We start from the raw sequence: 18,343 nt of genomic DNA, 5'->3' as shown, positions 1-18,343 counted from the left end.
CCCAGGACATCGTCCTGGGCCGGAGCAGTTCACCGGAGGTGGCCCAGCCGGCCGTGCGGAAAGATCAACCGGCAACCGGGCTGCTACAGCACGAGGACGCGTACGCCGAGGCGGACACCGGCACGGCCCGGCTCGAAGACGACCTGGACGACCTGGTCGAGGTTCGGGCACGACAACCCGGCGAGCAGTTGCCGTGCCCGGGCCCGTTCGTCGGCGCATACGTCGTCCAGATGCTCCGGTACCGGTGTGTCCAGGCACAAGCGAAGCATTTCGACGGCCTCGGCGCGCCGGCCCTGCCGGGCCATCAGATCGCCGAGACAGCACAGCGCGACAACCCTGGTGACACCGCCGGTGTCGGCATCCCCGGCGGCCAGGGCGTCCCTGAGTGCCACCTCCGCCCGCGTCACCTCGTCCCGGTCGAGCAGACGAAGCGCCTTGGCCAGAAGCAAAGGTGCGGGCAGTGGCATGGAAGCATGATGACAGTTCACCGAGCAGTCCTGAGCAAACCAGCCGCTGCCGCAGCCCCGACCGCAGCTGGCGGAGGGTGCGTACCTCAGTGACAGTCGTCGGCGCACCGGCTCAGTTGGCCTTCCTCTCCCCGGACTGGACACCGGTCAGCGTCGCGGTGAGCCCCCAGGTGGCGTACGACAGCGTGACGGAGGCGCCCAGGGCGTCGACCGCTGTGCCCACGGCCGCCAGCACCCCCGCTACCCGGTCTGGCGGCAGACTGCTGAGGCCGCCCGAGGTCGACACCAGATCCAAGAGCTCGTCGCGGGTGTACGAGCGCTTCCAGTCGTACCGCCACAGTTCGGGCTCGCCGAACCCGCCCGCCTCGCGGATCCCGTCCGCAGCCCTGGCGTACAGGGCCTGGTACCCGTCGAGGAGCGAGCCGTCCGAAGGGCCGCGCAGGTTGAGCGGTGAATCAGGGGCCACGCGGCGGTACTCCGCAGCGAGGGCGTCCGCCACGGTGGACGGAAGCTGGTACACATGCCCGAACGGCGCCAGCACGCCGCCCGGTCGCAGGATCCGTGCCGCCTTCGCCGCGCCGGCGATCGGGTCGACCCAGTGCCAGGCCGTACCGGAGACCACCGCGTCGAAGGTCCGCCCGGCCGGCTCCCACGCCTCGAAGGTCGCGACCTCGACCTCGATGCCGGTCCCGCGCGCGAAGTCGGCCATCCGGGGATCGGCCTCCACCCCGAGCACCGCGCAGCCGGCGGCCAGGAACTGGCGGGCTTCGATGCCGGTGCCGCAACCGACGTCGAGGAAGTCGGCGCCCGGGCTGAGGGCCACGATCCGCTCGATCATGGCGTCGGGGTACGCGGGCCGGTTCCGGTCGTACCGTTCGGGGTCGATCCCGAACGACTCCGCCATGCGGCGGTGCAGGTGCGGGTCCGGGGTGGGCGACGACGATATAGTGGGCATGCGCCCACAGTAGTGGGCGCATGCCCACTACTGCAATCGTGTTCGCTCAGCGAGAAAGGGACGCCCGTTGCCGACCGGCGTAGCACTACAAGATCCACGCCGACAGCTCTTCGACGCCGCCGTGCGGGTGCTGGTCCACGACGGCGTCACCGGCCTCACCAGCCGGGCGGTCACCACGGAGGCGGGCGTTGCCAAGGGGGTCCTGCACCGGCACTTCGCCGACTTCGACGCCTTCCTCGCCGAGCTGGTGCTGGACCGCATCGCTCAGGTCGAGGCCCAGGCCACCGCAGTGCGGGACGCGGCCGGAACCGGCAGCGTCGCCGACAACCTGACCCGTGCCCTGGTGACCCTCTTCGAGCCGGTCATGGTCGCGATCGTGGTCCTCGTCATCGCCCGGGACGAACTGCGCACCCGGCTGCGTGCGGCGGGCACCGCCCGGTTCCCGCTCGTCGGCGAGGGGGTGGCCATGATCGCCGGGTACCTGACGGCCGAGCGGGACCATGGCCGGATCGCCTCCGACGCCGACATCGACGCCCTCGCACCCACCCTGATCGGCGCCGCGCACCTGCTGTTCACCGAAGAGGCGGGCAGCCCACCGGAGCCCGGAGCCGTCCACAAGGTCGTGACCACGGTCCTGGCCGGTGCCATGCGGTGACTGTCATCCCCCTGAACCAGGCGGGCCAGGGGATCCCGACACGGCAGGCTCGGTTCGCCGCCTTGTTGTCCTGCCGACCCCTGTCTACTCTGCGGTGATGCTCTCGCGACTGTTGACGGTGGCCTTCGATGCGCACGACCCGGCCCGCCTGGCGCAGTTCTGGGCCGGCCTCCTCGGCCGGGAGGTCGTCGAGGAGGTCACCGGTGCGCTTCTGCCCGGTGGCGACACCCAGCTCAGCCTCCGGTTCGTCCAAAGCCCCACGGAGAAGGTGGGGCTGAACCGCATGCACCTTCACCTGACCAGCGCCAGCCTCGCCGACCAGCAGCACAAGGTGACGACGGCGCTGGGGCTCGGCGCCGGCCACCTCGACGTCGGGCAGCGCCCCGAGGAGGGGCACGTCGTCCTAGCCGACCCCGAGGGCAACGAGTTCTGCGTGGTCGAGCCGGGCAACGCCTTCCTCGCCGGATGCGGCTTACTCGGGGAGCTCGCCTGCGACGGCACCCGGGAGGTCGGCCTCTTCTGGAGCGAGACGCTGGGTTGGCCCCTGGTGTGGGACCAGGACCAGGAGACCGCGATCCAGTCACCGGACGGCGGTACGAAGGTCGCGTGGGGAGGCCCACCCGTGGCCCCGAAAGAGGCGAGGAACCGGCAGCGCTTCGACCTCGCCCCGGCCGGTGACCAGCAGTCGGAGGTCGACCGGCTGGTCTCCCTCGGTGCCACTCGGCTCGAGGTCGATCAGGACGGCACCGTCGTGCTGGCCGATCCGGACGGCAACGAATTCCGCGTCAGGGGGAACTGACCACAGCACCGCCGGGTTGCCCGACGGGTCGGGGCGGGCTGCCGCCGGATCGGCTCCGGCCGCGTCCGGGCCCCGCCGCGTCCGGGCCACCACTCCCACACCTCGCCGATCCGGTGGACGGCCCAGCCACCACCCCGGATAGGTCCGTCAGGACGGAGACCGTGACCTCGCGCCCTGGATCGCGGGTCACGGCATGGACGACCAGCGGGTCCTCCGATCGTGGCTGATCCCTGCCGACAAGTGGCGGTCAGGTGAACTCTCGAAACCGTGGCTACGACCGAGGTTTGCCCCAGGAAGAGACTTTTGTTCAGGTTGATCGTGGAAGATCAATTTCTGTCGGTCGGATGACCGACCGTGTCCCGACGACTCACCGGAGAGTAGTGCATGTTGATGTCCTCCACGCGAGTACGCAGCAAACTCCGCGTCGCCCTGACCACCCTCACCACCGTCGCGGTCGCCGGAGCGACCGCGACGGTCGTTTCCGCCCCCGCCGCCCTGGCGACCCGTTCGGAGAAGACCTGGAACGAGACCGCGTACCGCGGCCACGTCGAAGTGCTCCGCGACAACGGCCGTCCCGCCGACCCCACCGTCCTGACCGGCAGGGTCTTCATCGACCGTGACCGCGACAGCGTCAGCAACCGCCGCGAGCGCGGCCTCGCCGGCGTCGAGGTGTCGAACGGTCGCGACGTCGTCACGACCGACCGCGACGGTCGCTACCGGCTTCCCGTGTACGACAACATGACGGTCTTCGTCACCCAGCCGTCCGGCTACCAGGTGCCGGTAGACGAGTTCAACGTCGCGCAGTTCCACTACCACCACCTGCCCGAGGGCTCGCCGGAACTGCGCTACGGCGGCATCGCCCCGACCGGGCCGCTCCCGGCCGCGGTGAACTTCCCCCTGGTGGAGAGCAAGCTCACCCGGTCGCAGGAACAGCACTGCGTGATCGCGGGCGACCTGCAGACGTACAACCAGACCGAGGTCGGGTACGCCCGCAAGGGCGCGATCGACGACCTCGCGAGGCGGCACGACTACCAGGGCTGCGGCAGCCTCTTCATCGGCGACGTCGTCGGTGACGACCTCTCCCTCTACCCGGACGTGAAGCGGCTCACCCGCCTCACCAACGGCCCGGCCCGGTTCCTGCCCGGCAACCACGACCTGGACTTCGACGCCACCACGGCCGAGCACTCGTTCGACACGTTCCGGGCCCAGCTCGCACCCGCTTACTACTCGTACGACGTCGGCAACGTGCACGTCCTGGCGCTCAACACGGTGCGCTACCCGTGCACCCCTGAGGTCGACAACGTCGACGGTACGCGGCCCAGTTGCAACGACCCGGTGAATCAGCCCCGCTACACCGGCCGGCTCGACGAGAACCAGCTCAAGTGGCTGGAGCGGGACCTGGCCAGGGTCGACCGGGACAAGCTCGTCGTGGTCGCCAGCCACATCGGCCTGCTGAACTTCGCCGACGAGAGCAGCCCGATCCACCAGGTGGCCCAGGTCCGCGAGGTGTACGACCTGCTCAAGCGCCGCAAGGCCGTCGCCGTCGCCGGGCACAGCCACTCGATCGAGAACCTGAGGGCCGGCGACGCCGTCAAGGGCTGGCGCGAGGTCTACGGAGTCGAAGGGCTGCCGTTCCCGCACATCACGGCGGGAGCGATCTCCGGCGACTGGTACTCCGGCGAGGTGACCGGGGAGGGCTACCCGACCGCACTCCAGCGCGACGGCGGCCGGCCCGGCATCCTCACCCTCGATGTCAGGGGCAGTTCGTTCAAGGAGCGGTTCACGGTGACCGGCGAGAGCGACCGGGTGCAGACGCAACTCGGCGTCAACAGCCCGACCTACCGCGAGTGGTACGTCGCGCGGGGCGAGTGGAACGACGAGCCGCAGGGCCCGGCACCCGAGCTCGGTGACCCGCACGTGATCGACCGCGCGGACCTGGCCGGCCGGACCTGGCTCACCACGAACTTCTTCATGGGTGCCACCGGCTCCACGGTCAGGGTCCGCATCGACGGCGGCGGGGTACGGCCGGCGACCCGCACCCAGCAGATGCGCGGTGAGAGCCAGTTGGCCGGTCCGGAGTGGTCGGATCCGACCGCCGCCGCGCAGCAGTTGGTCCACGGCGGCAGCCTCGCCGACCGGACGATGCACCTGTGGCGGTTCGAGCTCCCTGCCGACCTCGCCACGGGCCCGCACCGCGCCGTGGTCACCGCCACCGACTCGTACGGCCGCGAGTTCACCGACATCCTGAACTTCCGCGTCGTCGAGCAGCGGTAACCGGTTGCCCACCCCGTTACCCGGGGCCGTCACCGTACCGGTGACGGCCCCGCCTTCGTCCCCGGTCACCCGGCCACGACGTGCCGTCCGGCAACCCGGGCCAGGCGCGTGGTGTCCCGGTCTTCGGGGCCCGGTAGCTCGCCCGCACGTGGGCGCCACCACCGGCGGCCACGGCCAGGATCAGCCGATCAACGGCAGCGATGTCTGGTGCCGGGGCACGCCTCACCGGATCCCGGCCTCACCCGGCTGGCTCGGGACTCCAGGTAGCGTTGCTCGGCGATGCTGGCGGTGGACTTCGCGGCGCGCCGGTAGTCGTCGTACGCCCCGGCCGGGTCGCCGGTCTTCTCCAGTAGATGCGCCCGCACGGAGAGCAGCCGGTGATGCCCGGCCATCCGCGCGTCATCATCGAGTGTGGAGAGCAGGGCCAGCCCGGCCGGCGGACCCGAGATCTCGGCGAGCGCGATCGCCCGGTTGAGGGTGACCATCGGGTTCGGGGCGACTCGTTCCAGGATCAGGTAAAGGGCGTGCACCTGCGCCCAGTTGGTCTCCTCGGCCGTGGTCGCGTCGTCGTGCGTGGCGGCGATGGCGGCCTGTAGCTGGTACGGCCCCAGCGCCGGGCCGGCCAATGACGCCCTGGCCAGTTCGATGCCCTCGTCGATCAGTCCGCGGTCCCACTTCGTGCGGTCCTGCTCGTCCAGCGGCACCAGGTCACCGGCAGCCGTCGTACGCGCCCTGCGGCGCGCGTGGGTCAGCAGCATCAGCGCGAGCAGCCCGGTCACCTCCTCGTCCTCGGGCAGCTGCGCGTGCATCATCCTGGTCAGCCGGATCGCCTCGTGCGCGAGGTCGGCACGGTGCAACTCGGTGCCCGAGGAGGCGGTGTACCCCTCATTGAAGATCAGGTAGAGCACGTGCAGGACCACCCGTAGCCGCTCCTCGCGCGCCGCGCCCTGCGGCAGGCTGAAAGAGCTGCCGGCCGCCTTGATGCGCTGCTTGGCCCGGCTGATCCTGGCCGCCATCGTCGCCTCCGGCACCAGGAACGCGCGGGCGATCTCGGCGGTGGTCAGGCCGCCGACCGCCCGCAGCGTCAGGGCGATCTGTGAGGCAGCGGTCAACGTCGGATGACAGCACAGGAACAGCAGGACGAGGGTGTCGTCGGTGTCCGGTACGTCCTCGGGCACCAGTTCGGTGGCGACGGCCGACTCCCGCTCGCGGCGCGCGCGGTCACTGCGTAGCTGGTCGATGAATCGCCGGGACGCGACGGTCACCAGCCAGCCGCGCGGATTGTCCGGCATCCCCTCGGCCGGCCACCGCACGGTGGCGGCGAGGACCGCCTCCTGCACGGCGTCCTCGCACCCTTCGAACTGGCCGTGCCGACGTACCAGCGCGCCGAGGACCTGCGGCGTCAGCTCACGCAGCAGGTCCTCGATGACTCGTGCCGTCATGCCTCCAATTGTCCGTCAGCGAACATCACCTGCCGCACCTCGACACCCAGACCCTCAATCGCGGTGTCCGGGATCTGCAGTGCCAGCTCGATCGCCCGCTCCCTGTTCTCGCAGTCGATCAGGTAGAAACCGCCCAGATACTCCTTCGACTCCAGAAAAGGGCCGTCGGTCACCACCGGCTGGCCGTTGCGTACCCGCACCACAGCCGCCTGCGAGGGGTCCACCAGCGCCTGCGTGGTGATCAGCTCGCCGGACTCCTTCAGCGCCTCGATGAACGTGCCGTGGCCATCGCCGATCGCCGCCTTCTCCTCGTCGGTCAGCGCGTCCAGCACGGCCGGGTTGATGTGCAGGCTGATCAGGAACTGCATGGTGCTACTCCTCGTGGTTCGCGAGCCCTGGTTGGCCCATCGCCGGTTGGTCGGACCCGCCGCCGCCGTCTTGACGTCCCGGCCAGGACTTTCGCACGAGGTTCTCCACCGCCGCACCACCCGGACGGCGAGGTCGTCATTTCGGGGGACACCCGCCGTGGCTGACGGAAGAGATTTCTTCCGTACCGACGTCAAGAAGCTCTCGGCCGCTCCGACCAACCTGCGACACGTCGAGAGAACAGGAAATTTCGGATATGCGAGTCAACCGGGCCTGGCTGGGACTGGCCGTCCTCATGATGCCGACGTCGCTCGTCGCGATCGATACGACGGCGTTGCTCCTCGCGCTCCCACGGCTGAGCGCCGACCTGGGTGCCACCAACGTCCAGCAGTTGTGGATCAGTGACAGCTACGGCTTCATGGTGGCCGGCCTGGTCATCACGATGGGTACGCTCGGCGACCGGATCGGCCGCCGCCGCCTGCTGATGATCGGCGGGGCGGCGTTCGCGGTGCTGTCGGTCGTGGCGGCCTTCGCGACCGACCCGACGGTGTTGATCGTCGCGCGTGCCCTGCTGGGCGTTGCCGGCGCATCCCTGGCGCCGTCCACCCTTGCCCTGATCACCAACATGTTCCGTGCCGAACGACAGCGCGGGCGGGCCATCGCGATCTGGGCGACCTGCCAGTTCGCCGGCGGCGCGCTCGGTCCCGTACTCGCCGGACTCCTGCTCCAGCACTTCTGGTGGGGATCGGTGTTCCTGGCCGCCGTGCCGGCGATGGTGCTGCTGCTGCTCGCCGGGCCGGCCCTGCTGCCGGAGTTCCGCGGCGACCACGTCGGCAGGCTGGACCTGGCCAGTGTCGGGCTGTCGCTCGCGGCCGTGCTCCTGATGGTCTACGGCATCAAGCAGCTGACCATCGCGCACGTGTCGGTCGTGCCGGCCACGGCACTCGTCCTCGGCGCAGTCATCGGATTCCTGTTCGTGCGCCGGCAGTTGCGGCTGGAGGCGCCGCTGCTGGACCTCCGGCTGTTCCGCAGCCGCCCGTTCACGGCCGTACTCATCGCGCTGGCCTGCGCCGGGATCGCCATGGCGGGTACGGGACTGCTGGTGACCCAGTACCTGCAGGGCGTACTGGGATTCTCGCCGGTCGCGTCGGCGATGCTGTTCGCACCGATGGGCCTGGGAACGGCGGTCGGCACCATGGCCGCGCCGGTGCTGACCCGGCGGATGAGGCCGGCGACCGCGATCGCCGGTGGGCTGGTCGGGTCTGCGCTGGGCAGCCTGCTGCTGGTCGGCGTGCACGGTACGGGCGCCCTGCCGATGGTGATGATCGGCATCGCCGTACTGGCGCTGGGCACCGGTCCGCTGTTCGCACTGGGAACCGGGCTGGTCGTCGGGTCCGTACCGCCCGGGCGCGCCGGCACGGCCGCGTCGATGTCGGAGACCGGCAACTACTTCGGCGGGTCGCTCGGCTTCGCGCTGCTGGGCGTGCTGGCCGCGGTGGTCTACCGCAGCCGGATGGACGGCACGTCCGACTCACTGGCCGGCGCGGTCGCCGCGAGCCGGCACCTTCCCGCCGGTCAGGGCGCGGATCTGCTACACAGCGCGCGGGAGGCGTTCACCGCCAGCCTGCACGTCACCGGCGTCACCGCCGCGATCATCTTCACCGGACTGGCCGTGCTGATCCTGACCATGCGCCCGGCAACCCAGGCCGCCCCGGCCGTACTCCCCGAATACGAGACGACTCGCGGATAGGACCACAGCCGCCTGCGACGGGTCCACCAGCGCCTGCGCGCCGCCAATCGTGTGACCGACCGCGACCGGAGCCAGAGGTTCCGGTCGCGGTCACCATGCCACAGCCCGACGACACTCCCGAACAATGAACCTTTTTCAACCTGAACCGCGCGGCGCTCACGCACCGCGTCCGACCTTGCGGTCCGCCGGACCGCAAGGGGAGGTTGAAAAAGGTTCAATCAACCAGAATCACGCATGCTGCCCCGTTCGAGCTGGGCGTCCGGATTCAGCAGGGCCGGACGGTCCATACCGGGGTCCAGTTGACCTCGTAGAGCCCGTTTCCGTTCGGCGGATACGTTCCGAGCAGGCCGCCACCGGATCCGAAGGTCCGTACCGCGGCACCGCCGGTCTGGTTGTTCTTCATGGCTCCCAGGTCGTACCAGTACGACACGCTGTACGTGCCGCACCGGTACAGGTCGAAGACCTTCCAGTTGCCGACCGTGGGGTCCCACACGGCCAGGCAGGCCCGGCCGAGCCGGCAGTCGTAGTCCGCGAAGTCGTAACGGCCGACGTGTGTGACCCGCTCGGGAGCCGGCGAGATGCCGGGCGACTGCGCGAAGGCGGTCGAATCCGCCGCCGACGTGGTCGGGTCGGCCGTAGCGGCCTGCGCCGGGGCGCCGGCCAGTGCGAGAACCAGCATTCCCACAGCGACGCCGATGATACCGACAATCGTGCGTCCACTTCTCATAGCACAACCTCCACAGGCGCTCAGAGTCCGATACCGGAATGACGTTATCGAGGCCCGCCTTCACAAGGCTTGCATCGGGCTTTCACCGATCGCGTCGCCTCCGGCCCATCGAGACAGCCTTGTGTTTTCGCGATCGGCATCTAGCACCGTCGATCGCCAACCGGCCGGACAAATCGCTGCCGACATCGGCCGCCATCCATGGCAGCGAGCGTGCCGGGAGGTTGGAGTATCGCCAGGATTCGGCGTCAGACCGCCGACCGGGTTCGCCGTAGTCGCTCGCGGCGGGGGTCCACCGGCAGGGGCTCCGTCGTAGGCTGCATCTCGCCCGTGGTGGACAGGAGGCTGAGATGGCCGAGACGACGCTGACCGAGACGATGCTGGCCGAGGTGCTGGCCGAGCTGGCCGAGCTTGAGGACCCGAAAATCCGCAAGGTGAACGAGAAACACGGTGACGATCACGGCGTGAACCTCAGCAAGTTGCGCGCGCTCGCGAAGCGGCTGAAGACGCAGCAGGAACTCGCGCGCCAGCTCTGGGAGACGGACGACACCGCGGCGAGACTGCTGGCGATGCTGATCTGCCGACCGAAGGCGTTCGCGCGTGACGAGTTGGACGCCATGTTGCGCGAGGCGCGCACGCCCAAGGTGCACGACTGGCTCGTGAACTACGTGGTGAAGAACAATCCGCACTTCGAAGAGCTGCGCCTGGCCTGGTTTGCCGATCCGGACCCGGTGGTCGCGAGTGCCGGCTGGGCGCTGACCACCGAACGCGTGGCCAAGAAGCCCGAGGGCCTCGACCTCGCAGGACTGCTCGACGTCATCGAGGCGGAGATGAAGGGTGCCCCGGATCGCCTGCAGTGGGCGATGAACCACTGCCTGGCTCAGATCGGGATCGAGCATGCCGAGCACCGCGCCCGGGCGATCGCCATCGGCGAGCGCCTGGAGGTACTCAAGGACTACCCGACCTCCCCGGGCTGCACGTCTCCGTTCGCGCCCATCTGGATCGGCGAGATGGTGCGCCGACAGCACGCCTAGCGCGATTCCGACTGGCCGGGGATCGCGCTCACATGATCATAGATCGATCGGTTCGATGACCTGCTTCCGGGCGTGCTGGTAAATGATCGAGCTGCGGAAGCCGACGATCTCGCGGCGCCCGCTGAACTTGTCCATGAGGAAGGCGTGCAAGCCGTCCACGCTGGGCACGGCGACGTGGACCAGGAAGTCGTCACCGCCCGCCACGACGAACACCGACAGCACCTCGGGCAGGTCCATCGCGTACTTCTTGAAGCTGTCGATGACGGTACGGCTCAGGGGCCGGACCTGTACGTGCAGCAGGGCCTGGACACCCCGGTTCAGGGCGGACAGGCTGATCTCGGCGTGGAATCCAGTGATCACGCCGCGTTCCCGGAGCGCGCGTACCCGCTCGAGGCAGGTGGACGGCGCGATGCCGACCGCGTGGGCCAGTTCGCGGTTGGTCTGCCGGGCATCCGTTTGCAGGCGTTCGATGATCGCCGTATCAAGTTCGTCCACGACCCAAATCTTGCCACTTTGTTCGAACGACGTTCGGTAAGAGCGAGACAGAGCCGATCACCTGCCTAATGTCGGCCCGGTTGCGGCAAGCGAACGGCAGGGAGCCATCATGGTCACGAGCGGGATCGACACCGACTTCACGCACGAACACGTCGTCGTCAGGCGAGGCGCACGATCGGGCCTGCCGATCGTGGTCGCGGTGCACTCCACCAAGCTCGGGCAGGCCATCGGCGGCTGCCGGCTCGCACCCTACCCGCACTGGCGGGACGGGCTCACCGACGCGCTGCGGCTCTCCGCCGCGATGTCGGACAAGTGCGCGCTGGCCGGTCTGCCCAACGGCGGTGGCAAGGCCGTCGTCGCCCTGCCTGTGGGCAGCCCGCCGAACGCGGCCGACCGCACGGCGGTGTTGCACGACGTGGGCGACGTCATCGCCGGTCTGGCCGGCAGCTACGCCACCGGCCCGGACGTGGGCACCGGACCGGACGACATGGTCACGATCGCCGAGCGCACCCCGTACGCGTTCTGCCGACCGGTCGAGGCCGGCGGCAGCGGCGACTCCTCCGAGTACACCGCCGTCGGGGTACTCGCCGCACTACACGCTCTGTGTTCCGAACGGTTCGGCTCGGACGACCTGTCCCTGCGCAGCTTCGCCGTGCTCGGCCTCGGCCGGGTCGGTAGCCACGTGCTGCGGATGCTCACCGACGCCGGCGCGACCCTGGTCGCCAGCGACATCGACGAGAGCCTGCGCCCGCTCGCCGAGGCCGCCGGTGCCGCCTGGGTCAGTCCGCGGGAGTGCCTGACCGCCGACGTGGAGGTGCTCGTTCCCGCCGCCCTCGGCGGTCTCCTGACCGCGCGTACGGTGCCGGCGCTGGGCTGCGCCGCGATCGCCGGACCGGCCAACAACCAACTCGACACCCCGGCCACCGCCGACCTGCTGCACCAGCGCGGCATCCTCTGGGCGCCGGACGTCGTCGTCAGCGCCGGCGGCGTCATCCACGCCACCGCCGTCGAGCTGCTGCACGAGACCTCCGCCCAGGCCACCGTCCGGGTCAGCGGCATCGCCGACACCCTCGCCGGCATCCTGCGTACCGCCCGAACCACCGGCTCGACCCCGGCCGAAGCCGCGCGCTCCCGCGCTCGCCGACGCATTCACGGCGGCCGCGGCTGACCTCTGCCGTCACCACTCGGCGCCGCAACCAGTCACCGGCTCCTACCGGCCCTGGAGTACCGCCACCTGCCCCTGACCGGAAGCTCCGTTCTCGTGGCCTTTGACGTGACGCGCGATGGCCCGCCCGTCTACCGAAGCCGGGGCCGCTGTCGTCAATCGGCAAAGGCAAGGCCACGCTCGGCCAGCGCGGCGGCCAGGATGCTGACCGCCTTCGGCCCTACCCCGTGCAGGGCCAGCAGATCGCGGCGCCGGTAGGCGGCCACTTCCGCGAGCGTCGTGATGCCGGCTTCGAGCAAGGCGCTGTTGGCTGGTCGGCCGATCGCTGGCAGGTCACCGATCTGCACGGGCACCTGGCGAGTACTCATGGGATCACGATAATTCGGCCGCGCGCCCCGGACCGGAAGTGACAGCCCCGCCTTGTGCGTGCGGTCACCGTGCCTGCGGGCCGACCGGGTTCGCGGTCAGGCCCGGCACCGCATCGGCGTGTATACCGGTCCAGCTCAAGCACCCGGACTCCGCCAGCACGAAGATCGCCGGGAATCCCTCGATACCGAACGCGTGTCGCATCACCTCGTCCGCGTCCACGACGATCCGGGCCACCGGCTCCAGCCGGTGGAGGAACCGGGCCGACGCGCCGGGTCCCGTCACCACGGCGAGCACCTGCGCCGAGCCGCCCGGCCAGCGCGCCGCCACCGCCCGGAACCGTGCGCGCTCACGACGGCAGGATGCACAGGTGGGACTGAAGAAGCCGACCAGCGTGTCCGCCGGTACGTCCGAGGTGACCGGCCGGCCGCGGGTGTCGTGAGCGAGAAAGCCTCCCACGATGTCACCGCGCGGGAGTGCACGCGCGGGAACGCCCTGTCGCTCCACCTCGGACAGCAGTTCGGACTGGTAGCGCAGCCGCCGCACGACCGCGGCCAGCAGGGCGGTGTTGAACACGCACACGACGCTGTTGAGCACGACGGTGGCGACGAGCACGGACATGACGCGGCCTCACAGACGAGCGGTGAACAGGGACGTGATCTCGTGCAGGTGGGTGATGAAGGTGGCCAGCGCGACGGCGCCCACCACACACACCAGCGTGGCGTCCCAGCGCACCGGTACGGCCCCGGTCGCGATGTGGCTGCTCACGAGTCCGCCGAACACCACGCCCAGCAGCAGAAGGTTACGGGCGATGGCGGTGTGGCGGGTGGCGGAGACCGACGAGCCGAAGCAGCCGCACTCCAGTGCCTGCCCGGATTCCGGGGACCGCGCCAGTGCCCAGGTGAAGCCGCACAGCAGCACGCCGGCCACGCCGAGCCCGGCGGATGAGAGCGGGCCGGCGGATGCGGTCACCGCCACCGTCACCTCACCGGCGATGACGAGCCGGGCCAGCGCCGAGGCCGGATCCTCCGGCAGGCCCGTCAACAGGCGGGTGGAACGGCGGAACCGAGCGTACGCCGCCCGGCTGCGAAGCTTGCTGACCGCGGAGAGCGCGAACACCACGACGACAGTGCCGCGGCAGACGACGGAGAGGTACGGGAGCACCGCGCTCATCCGAGTTCCTGCCGGTTCTCGACGGCGACGGTCAGCAGCGGGATGTGGAAGCCCTCCGGGTACGGCTCGTCCACCGCGGCGCCGTCCACCGAGACCCAGGCATGCGCGCCGAACGGCGGATACCGCCGTACGCCGGCGTGCCACACCGGCCAGCCGCCCTCGAGCCGGCACAGCAGCACGGTGGCGATCGAACGCGGCAGGCATCCGAGTGGACCGCTGCAGAAGGCGCTGATCGCGACGGTGTCCCGGCGTGCGGTGGCCGCCTCCGCACGACTCGCCGGACGCGCGCCACGGCTGAGGCGGTGCAGTACCCGCTGAATGCGATCGGGCTTCTGCACGGCCAGCAGCCTGGCCACGGCAACGACCGCGCGCACGACCAGCCGGCGCCGCATACCCAGGCGCCCGGGGTCGTGCCGGAGTACCTGTTCCGAGGTCACCCCACGACCACCAGTCCGGCGGCCTCCAGGTCGGCGATCAGCCCGGGCACGTCCGCGGCCATCGCCGCGGCGTCGCCGTCGAACTCCTCCTCGAGTCGTGCCGCCGCGTGCGCGGGGCTCCCGTCGGCCAGCAGCGAGGCGAGCACCGCCGCCGCGGTCGGGTTGAGCGTCCAGTACTCGCCGGAGGTGGAGTCCAGTAGCACGCCACCGTACTCGGTCGGCGTCCAGGACACCCGGTCGCGCAGCTTCCACGTCATGGTCGTTCCCTCATCGGATAGCGGGGGCGGGTTCCACGGTGCGCAGCCAGGTCTCGCAGGCCAGCGTCTGGTCGAGGTCGTACCAGGTGCGGTCGTCCGGGTTGCGGAGGGCCGCGCGCAGTGCGGCGACGTCCACGAGGCCGTGTCCGGCCAGCCGCGAATCGTCGGCGAGTGCGAGCAGGTCGTCGCGGTACCGGAGGGCGCCACGGGTGGCGGCGATCGAGGTGTCGGCCTTGGTGTCGCGCGCGAGCAGCGCCTGCGGCACCACGCCCTGCATAGCGGCGCGGATCAGGGGCTTGTAGTCGCGGGGTGCGGTGATGTGGGCGGGGTGCGCCGCCAGGCACGCCTCGAGGACCTGGTCGTCGAGGTACGGCAGAGCCGCGGTCACCCCGACCCGGCGCGTCGACTGGGCGAGGTGCCGGGCATTTGCCGCACCGGCGTACACCCCCGCGAGCCGACCGTGCAGCCCGCGGTCGCCGGAGAGCGGCACTGCCGCGGCCGCCCGCGCGCGCAGTGCCTTGCCCAGCCCCGCCCTGGCATCCGCCGTGAGCCACGGCGCTGTCGCGGCCGGAGCGCCCCAGCCGAGGAGCGGACGCACCCGCGCGATCTCGGCACCGTCCAGGTCTTCGCCGAGCGACGCCATCCAGCGGCCGTACGAGCGCCTGTCCACGACCGCACGCAGCGTGTCCCGGCGTCCCCACCGGTATGCCGCGCGCAGCAGTCGCAGGTGACGAACAGCCTGCCGGGGATGCGTTGTCAGCAGGGTCAGTTGCATCATGGGGTCGGCGGTGAGCAGTTCGTCACCACCGAACCCGGTGAGACGGGTACGAGCGCCGTGCGCGGCAGCCCGGCGGGACACGGCGAGGAAGCTCGCTCGGTACAGCACTGCGGCGGTCGGCTCGTCGAAGCGGTCCTCCGCCCGGAGGATGCCCTCGTACGGTAGGGGGTTCGCCTCGCCGTCCACCACTTCGTGGATCACGGAGCCGAGTTCGGCGGCGGCCCGGCGGGCCCACGGCAGGTCGTCGTCGAGCGGGTCCGGGCTCACGCACGTCAGCCCTACCACCCGGCTGCCGCCGCGGACGGCCAGCGCGCACAGCGACGTCGAATCCATGCCGCTCAGGTCGCTCGCTATCACGTCGTTCGCGCCCGCGCGCACGGCGACGGCGTCGGACAACGCCCGACGTAGCCGGTCGGCGGCGGTGGCCAGGTCGAGCACGGGTTCGGGAGCGCGCCACCGGGTCACGGTGCGCGGTGCCGCGGCACGGTCCAGAAGCAGCCGGCCGTCCGGAGGTACGGCGTGCACTCCGCGCCAGACCGGCTGCCAGAAGATCGGCCAGGGGGCGTACGGGGCAAGCATCCGCAGGGCGAGTGCTTCGTCGTCGATCTGCGCGCCGCCCAGCCCGGCCAGTACGTCGGCCCGGTCGCCGGCGGCGGTCTGCTCCCCCGCCGAGACGAAATAGACCCGGCGGTATCCCGACAGGCTGCCGTGCACCGCCGTCCCCGCCGGGGTCGCGGCGAGCGCATGGAAGCTTCCGGGCAGGCCCTGCAGGGCGGCGCACATCTGCCCGGCGTCGCGGGCGCCCGCACCACGTCGTTCGAGCTCATCCACTGGGAGACGGTGTTCGCCCAGCGCGACGAGGCGGCGGTCGCCCAACTCGGCCACCGCCACCTCGTCGTCCGTCCACCGGCCGAGCATCCATGGGCGTCCGGAGGCATGGGTGAGCATCCGCAGCCCCGTGGCCCGCTGCCGGAGCGGCTCGACGAGCGCGCGACCGGCGTCGGTGTCCGGGACGACCACGAACCACGAAAGCCCGGATGCCATGTCCGGAACGGCCACCATCGGCACTACCCCTCTGTCTCGGTACGGTGGGCTCGTGCCGTCAGCTGCAGATCGAACGCGGCTTCTGGGTGACGAACGACTCCCGGCAGCTGGTGAAAAGGCTGCCGGCCGTCTTGCGGGCGAAGCTGCCTTCCTTCGACAGGGTGGGCCGCTCGTAGGCCTTCTTCTGCACCATCTCGATGTACCTCCTCGGTGTGAGTCGGGCTCCGGCGTCCTGAGCCCGTCGTGCGAGCACTATCCGAGGTGGATCTATACTGCCGCGATATCGGAGCTCTGTTTCCGCACCTGCGCACCGGCTCCGGTGAGCAACTGGGTCGCCGCCAGCCCGCGGTAGAGCTCGCAGTCGTCCAGGAGGTCGGCATGCGTGCCTACCGCACGAATCCGGCCCGCGTCCAGCACGACGATGCGGTCGGCCCGGGTCACCGTGGACAGGCGGTGCGCCACCATCACCACCGTGGTGGTCCGGGAGACGGCGGCGACAATCTCACCGAGCGCACGTTCGTTCATGGCGTCGAGCTGCGAGGTCGGCTCGTCCAGCAGCAGCAGCCCCGGTCGGCGCAGCAGGGCGCGGGCGATCGCGATGCGTTGCCGTTCCCCGCCGGACAGCGACGCACCGCGATGGCCGACCTCGGTGCCGAGGCCGTCCGGTAGCCGCTGTAGGAGCGGGACGAGGCGGGTCCGTTCGAGCACCTCCGCCAGCCACGGCTCCGGCACGTGTGCCGAGCCCATCGTCACGTTGTCCCGCAGCGTTCCGGACAGGACCGGAGCGTCCTGCTCGACGTAGCCGATCCGGGCGCGCAGGTCGGCCAGGGGCCAATCCCGTACGTCGCGGCCGTCGATCTCGACATGACCGGTGGTGGGATCGTAGAAGCGCTCGATCAGCGCCAGCAGGGTCGTCTTCCCGGCACCGGAGGGTCCCACGATGGCGGTGAGGCCGGTCGCCGGCAGCCGCAGGTCGACGTGCTCCAGGATCGTCGGGCCGCCGGGCCGATGTCGCAGCGAGACGTCCCGGAACGTCACCGTCACGGGCGCCGCGGTACTGCCTGCCAGGGCGTCCACGGGCCGGTCCAGGTCCTCGGCGGCGAGTTCGGCGATCCCGTCGATACGCCGGACCGCGGCCAGGCCCGCCTGTAGCCCGGTGAAGCCGCCCACCAGCTGGGTCACCGGGCCGCCGAGGTAGAAGAGGTACAGCAGGAAGGCCACCAGGGACGACACGGCGAGACCGCCGGCGGCGACCCGCGCGCCACCCACCCCCAGCACCACGATGAAGGCGACCTGGACCGCGAGGCCGGTGGCGATGCCGGCCAGCGAGACCCACCGCGCCGCCTGCCGCCCGCGCCGCCACGCCTGCCGGGCCGCGTCGTGCACCGCGGCGGCCTGCCGCTCCTCGGCGCCGTTGGCCTTGACCGTCCGAAAGGCGCCCAGCGTACGTTCGAGAACCGCTCCCATCCCGCCGACCGCCTCCTGCGCCTGTTCCCCGGCGCTGCGGATCCGCGGGACCAGGGCCAGCGTCACGGCGGCGAGCATCAGCAGCACAACGAGTACCACCGCGAGCAGGACCGCGTCGAGGCGCGCCATCAGGAGCACCGCGCCCGCGATCTGGAAGGTCCCCGCCACCAGGTCGATGACGTTGCTGGTGGCCGCCGCCCGCAGTTGCGTGGTGTCTCCCGTCGCCCGCGACAGCAGGTCCCCGGGCTCGGCGCCGTCCACGACCGCGACGCGCAGCCGCAGCAACCGGGTGACAAGCCGCTGCCGCGCGGTCAACACGACGCTCTCGGCGGTCAATTCCACGAGGTACATGCCCCAGACCCCGACAATCACGCTGAGTACCAGCAGCGACACCAGCAGCAGCATCGGCTGGTGGTACGGGGTGCCGCCGGTCAGCGCGTCGATCAGGCTCTTGACCACCATCGGCTGGGCGAGATTGGCCAGCCCGCCGAGGAACATCAGGAGCGCTCCGCCGAGCAGTCCACGGGCGTGCGGACGGACGTAGCTCAGCAGGGACGCCAGCGGTGCCCGGCCGGCGGCACGGGTGATGGGAAGCATGCCGTCGTCCTCACCGGGTGTCGGAGGTGCCGGTCGGGATCGGCGCCGGCCCACCGACACCCTCCGGCGTGGCCCGATACTCCAGCTATATCGGAAGC

General features: G+C 70.7%; 20 protein-coding genes. 6 read left to right on the top strand and 14 right to left on the bottom strand.

The genetic code is table 11. The features are described 5' to 3' along the window. Nucleotides 1-83: 83 nt before the first annotated feature. Complete coding sequence (locus ACQEVC_RS27285) at nt 84-467, bottom strand: hypothetical protein (RefSeq protein ID WP_432882849.1); 384 nt, start codon at nt 465-467, stop codon at nt 84-86. A 112-nt stretch (nt 468-579) separates the two neighbouring features. Continuing rightward, nucleotides 580-1,422 carry a class I SAM-dependent methyltransferase gene (locus tag ACQEVC_RS27280; RefSeq protein ID WP_432882847.1) on the bottom strand — a complete coding sequence of 281 codons (843 nt, stop codon included), beginning with the start codon at nt 1,420-1,422 and terminating at the stop codon, nt 580-582. A gap of 67 nt (nt 1,423-1,489) precedes the next feature. Here ACQEVC_RS27280 and ACQEVC_RS27275 point away from each other — a divergent pair, with 67 nt between their 5' ends. The 3 genes from ACQEVC_RS27275 (at nt 1,490) to ACQEVC_RS27265 (ending at nt 5,150) form a co-directional block, all read left to right on the top strand. Further along, nucleotides 1,490-2,077 carry a TetR/AcrR family transcriptional regulator gene (locus tag ACQEVC_RS27275; protein ID WP_432882844.1) on the top strand — a complete coding sequence of 196 codons (588 nt, stop codon included), beginning with the start codon at nt 1,490-1,492 and terminating at the stop codon, nt 2,075-2,077. Nucleotides 2,078-2,174: 97 nt separating this feature from the next. Continuing rightward, nucleotides 2,175-2,876 carry a VOC family protein gene (locus tag ACQEVC_RS27270; RefSeq protein ID WP_432882841.1) on the top strand — a complete coding sequence of 234 codons (702 nt, stop codon included), beginning with the start codon at nt 2,175-2,177 and terminating at the stop codon, nt 2,874-2,876. A 390-nt stretch (nt 2,877-3,266) separates the two neighbouring features. Continuing rightward, nucleotides 3,267-5,150: a calcineurin-like phosphoesterase C-terminal domain-containing protein gene (locus ACQEVC_RS27265; protein WP_432882839.1), complete on the top strand. Its 1,884-nt coding sequence runs from the start codon at nt 3,267-3,269 to the stop codon at nt 5,148-5,150. A 188-nt stretch (nt 5,151-5,338) separates the two neighbouring features. On the opposite strand, the gene ACQEVC_RS27260 is transcribed toward ACQEVC_RS27265, so the two are convergent. Continuing rightward, the gene (locus ACQEVC_RS27260; RefSeq protein WP_432882836.1) at nt 5,339-6,592 is read right to left on the bottom strand and encodes an RNA polymerase sigma factor; all 1,254 of its coding nucleotides are present in this window, start codon (nt 6,590-6,592) and stop codon (nt 5,339-5,341) included. Then, the gene (locus ACQEVC_RS27255) at nt 6,589-6,960 is read right to left on the bottom strand and encodes a YciI family protein (RefSeq protein ID WP_432882834.1); all 372 of its coding nucleotides are present in this window, start codon (nt 6,958-6,960) and stop codon (nt 6,589-6,591) included. Before ACQEVC_RS27255 ends, ACQEVC_RS27260 begins: the two co-directional genes overlap by 4 nt. A 254-nt stretch (nt 6,961-7,214) precedes the next feature. Between ACQEVC_RS27255 and ACQEVC_RS27250 the strand changes: the two genes are divergently transcribed. Further along, a complete protein-coding gene (locus tag ACQEVC_RS27250) occupies nt 7,215-8,708 on the top strand; it encodes an MFS transporter (protein WP_432882831.1) in 1,494 nt (497 codons plus the stop codon). A gap of 265 nt (nt 8,709-8,973) precedes the next feature. On the opposite strand, the gene ACQEVC_RS27245 is transcribed toward ACQEVC_RS27250, so the two are convergent. Next, the gene (locus ACQEVC_RS27245; RefSeq protein WP_432882829.1) at nt 8,974-9,393 is read right to left on the bottom strand and encodes a hypothetical protein; all 420 of its coding nucleotides are present in this window, start codon (nt 9,391-9,393) and stop codon (nt 8,974-8,976) included. 389 nt (nt 9,394-9,782) lie between these two features. Between ACQEVC_RS27245 and ACQEVC_RS27240 the strand changes: the two genes are divergently transcribed. After that, entirely contained in the window at nt 9,783-10,466 is a 684-nt protein-coding gene (locus ACQEVC_RS27240) for a DNA alkylation repair protein (RefSeq protein ID WP_432882827.1), read from the top strand. A 36-nt stretch (nt 10,467-10,502) separates the two neighbouring features. On the opposite strand, the gene ACQEVC_RS27235 is transcribed toward ACQEVC_RS27240, so the two are convergent. After that, nucleotides 10,503-10,961: an Lrp/AsnC family transcriptional regulator gene (locus tag ACQEVC_RS27235; RefSeq protein ID WP_432882824.1), complete on the bottom strand. Its 459-nt coding sequence runs from the start codon at nt 10,959-10,961 to the stop codon at nt 10,503-10,505. Between the two features lie 109 nt (nt 10,962-11,070). Here ACQEVC_RS27235 and ACQEVC_RS27230 point away from each other — a divergent pair, with 109 nt between their 5' ends. Further along, a complete protein-coding gene (locus ACQEVC_RS27230; RefSeq protein ID WP_432882822.1) occupies nt 11,071-12,129 on the top strand; it encodes a Glu/Leu/Phe/Val dehydrogenase dimerization domain-containing protein in 1,059 nt (352 codons plus the stop codon). Between the two features lie 152 nt (nt 12,130-12,281). Here ACQEVC_RS27230 and ACQEVC_RS27225 read toward each other — a convergent pair whose 3' ends face one another. The 8 genes from ACQEVC_RS27225 to ACQEVC_RS27190 form a co-directional block, all read right to left on the bottom strand. After that, nucleotides 12,282-12,494 (bottom strand): DNA-binding protein, encoded by a 213-nt coding sequence (locus tag ACQEVC_RS27225; RefSeq protein ID WP_432882820.1) that lies wholly within the window; start codon nt 12,492-12,494, stop codon nt 12,282-12,284. Nucleotides 12,495-12,558: 64 nt separating this feature from the next. Beyond that, entirely contained in the window at nt 12,559-13,113 is a 555-nt protein-coding gene (locus tag ACQEVC_RS27220) for a hypothetical protein (RefSeq protein ID WP_432882817.1), read from the bottom strand. Between the two features lie 9 nt (nt 13,114-13,122). After that, on the bottom strand, nt 13,123-13,665 hold the full coding sequence (locus ACQEVC_RS27215; protein ID WP_432882814.1) for a MauE/DoxX family redox-associated membrane protein: 543 nt from the start codon (nt 13,663-13,665) through the stop codon (nt 13,123-13,125). Beyond that, nucleotides 13,662-14,102 carry a lasso peptide biosynthesis B2 protein gene (locus ACQEVC_RS27210; RefSeq protein ID WP_432882811.1) on the bottom strand — a complete coding sequence of 147 codons (441 nt, stop codon included), beginning with the start codon at nt 14,100-14,102 and terminating at the stop codon, nt 13,662-13,664. The genes ACQEVC_RS27215 and ACQEVC_RS27210 overlap by 4 nt, the downstream gene beginning before the upstream one ends. Then, nucleotides 14,099-14,359, bottom strand: a complete 261-nt coding sequence (locus tag ACQEVC_RS27205; RefSeq protein ID WP_318395731.1) for a lasso peptide biosynthesis PqqD family chaperone — start codon at nt 14,357-14,359, stop codon at nt 14,099-14,101. Before ACQEVC_RS27205 ends, ACQEVC_RS27210 begins: the two co-directional genes overlap by 4 nt. Before the next feature lie 10 nt (nt 14,360-14,369). Further along, entirely contained in the window at nt 14,370-16,181 is a 1,812-nt protein-coding gene (locus ACQEVC_RS27200) for an asparagine synthase-related protein (RefSeq protein WP_432882808.1), read from the bottom strand. Nucleotides 16,182-16,239: 58 nt separating this feature from the next. Then, nucleotides 16,240-16,374 (bottom strand): keywimysin-related RiPP, encoded by a 135-nt coding sequence (locus tag ACQEVC_RS27195; protein ID WP_432882805.1) that lies wholly within the window; start codon nt 16,372-16,374, stop codon nt 16,240-16,242. A 74-nt stretch (nt 16,375-16,448) separates the two neighbouring features. Continuing rightward, entirely contained in the window at nt 16,449-18,245 is a 1,797-nt protein-coding gene (locus ACQEVC_RS27190; protein ID WP_432882802.1) for an ABC transporter ATP-binding protein, read from the bottom strand. Nucleotides 18,246-18,343: the final 98 nt, after the last annotated feature.

Origin of the sequence: Plantactinospora sp. CA-294935, assembly GCF_050936445.1 — a bacterium.
In the GTDB taxonomy this organism is placed as follows: Bacteria; Actinomycetota; Actinomycetes; order Mycobacteriales; family Micromonosporaceae; genus Plantactinospora.
This window is presented reverse-complemented; position numbering and strand designations above follow the sequence as displayed.

Bases quoted from the DNA above. Each gene is read 5' to 3' on its own strand.
- ACQEVC_RS27195 (WP_432882805.1), bottom strand. From the start codon at position 16,374: ATGGTGCAGAAGAAGGCCTACGAGCGGCCCACCCTGTCGAAGGAAGGC.
- ACQEVC_RS27255 (WP_432882834.1), bottom strand. From the start codon at position 6,960: ATGCAGTTCCTGATCAGCCTGCACATCAACCCGGCCGTGCTGGACGCG.
- ACQEVC_RS27265 (WP_432882839.1), top strand. From the start codon at position 3,267: ATGTCCTCCACGCGAGTACGCAGCAAACTCCGCGTCGCCCTGACCACC.
- ACQEVC_RS27225 (WP_432882820.1), bottom strand. From the start codon at position 12,494: ATGAGTACTCGCCAGGTGCCCGTGCAGATCGGTGACCTGCCAGCGATC.
- ACQEVC_RS27280 (WP_432882847.1), bottom strand. From the start codon at position 1,422: ATGCCCACTATATCGTCGTCGCCCACCCCGGACCCGCACCTGCACCGC.
- ACQEVC_RS27230 (WP_432882822.1), top strand. From the start codon at position 11,071: ATGGTCACGAGCGGGATCGACACCGACTTCACGCACGAACACGTCGTC.
- ACQEVC_RS27285 (WP_432882849.1), bottom strand. From the start codon at position 467: ATGCCACTGCCCGCACCTTTGCTTCTGGCCAAGGCGCTTCGTCTGCTC.
- ACQEVC_RS27215 (WP_432882814.1), bottom strand. From the start codon at position 13,665: ATGAGCGCGGTGCTCCCGTACCTCTCCGTCGTCTGCCGCGGCACTGTC.
- ACQEVC_RS27220 (WP_432882817.1), bottom strand. From the start codon at position 13,113: ATGTCCGTGCTCGTCGCCACCGTCGTGCTCAACAGCGTCGTGTGCGTG.
- ACQEVC_RS27190 (WP_432882802.1), bottom strand. From the start codon at position 18,245: ATGCTTCCCATCACCCGTGCCGCCGGCCGGGCACCGCTGGCGTCCCTG.
- ACQEVC_RS27200 (WP_432882808.1), bottom strand. From the start codon at position 16,181: ATGGCATCCGGGCTTTCGTGGTTCGTGGTCGTCCCGGACACCGACGCC.
- ACQEVC_RS27270 (WP_432882841.1), top strand. From the start codon at position 2,175: ATGCTCTCGCGACTGTTGACGGTGGCCTTCGATGCGCACGACCCGGCC.
- ACQEVC_RS27240 (WP_432882827.1), top strand. From the start codon at position 9,783: ATGGCCGAGACGACGCTGACCGAGACGATGCTGGCCGAGGTGCTGGCC.
- ACQEVC_RS27260 (WP_432882836.1), bottom strand. From the start codon at position 6,592: ATGACGGCACGAGTCATCGAGGACCTGCTGCGTGAGCTGACGCCGCAG.
- ACQEVC_RS27250 (WP_432882831.1), top strand. From the start codon at position 7,215: ATGCGAGTCAACCGGGCCTGGCTGGGACTGGCCGTCCTCATGATGCCG.
- ACQEVC_RS27205 (WP_318395731.1), bottom strand. From the start codon at position 14,359: ATGACGTGGAAGCTGCGCGACCGGGTGTCCTGGACGCCGACCGAGTAC.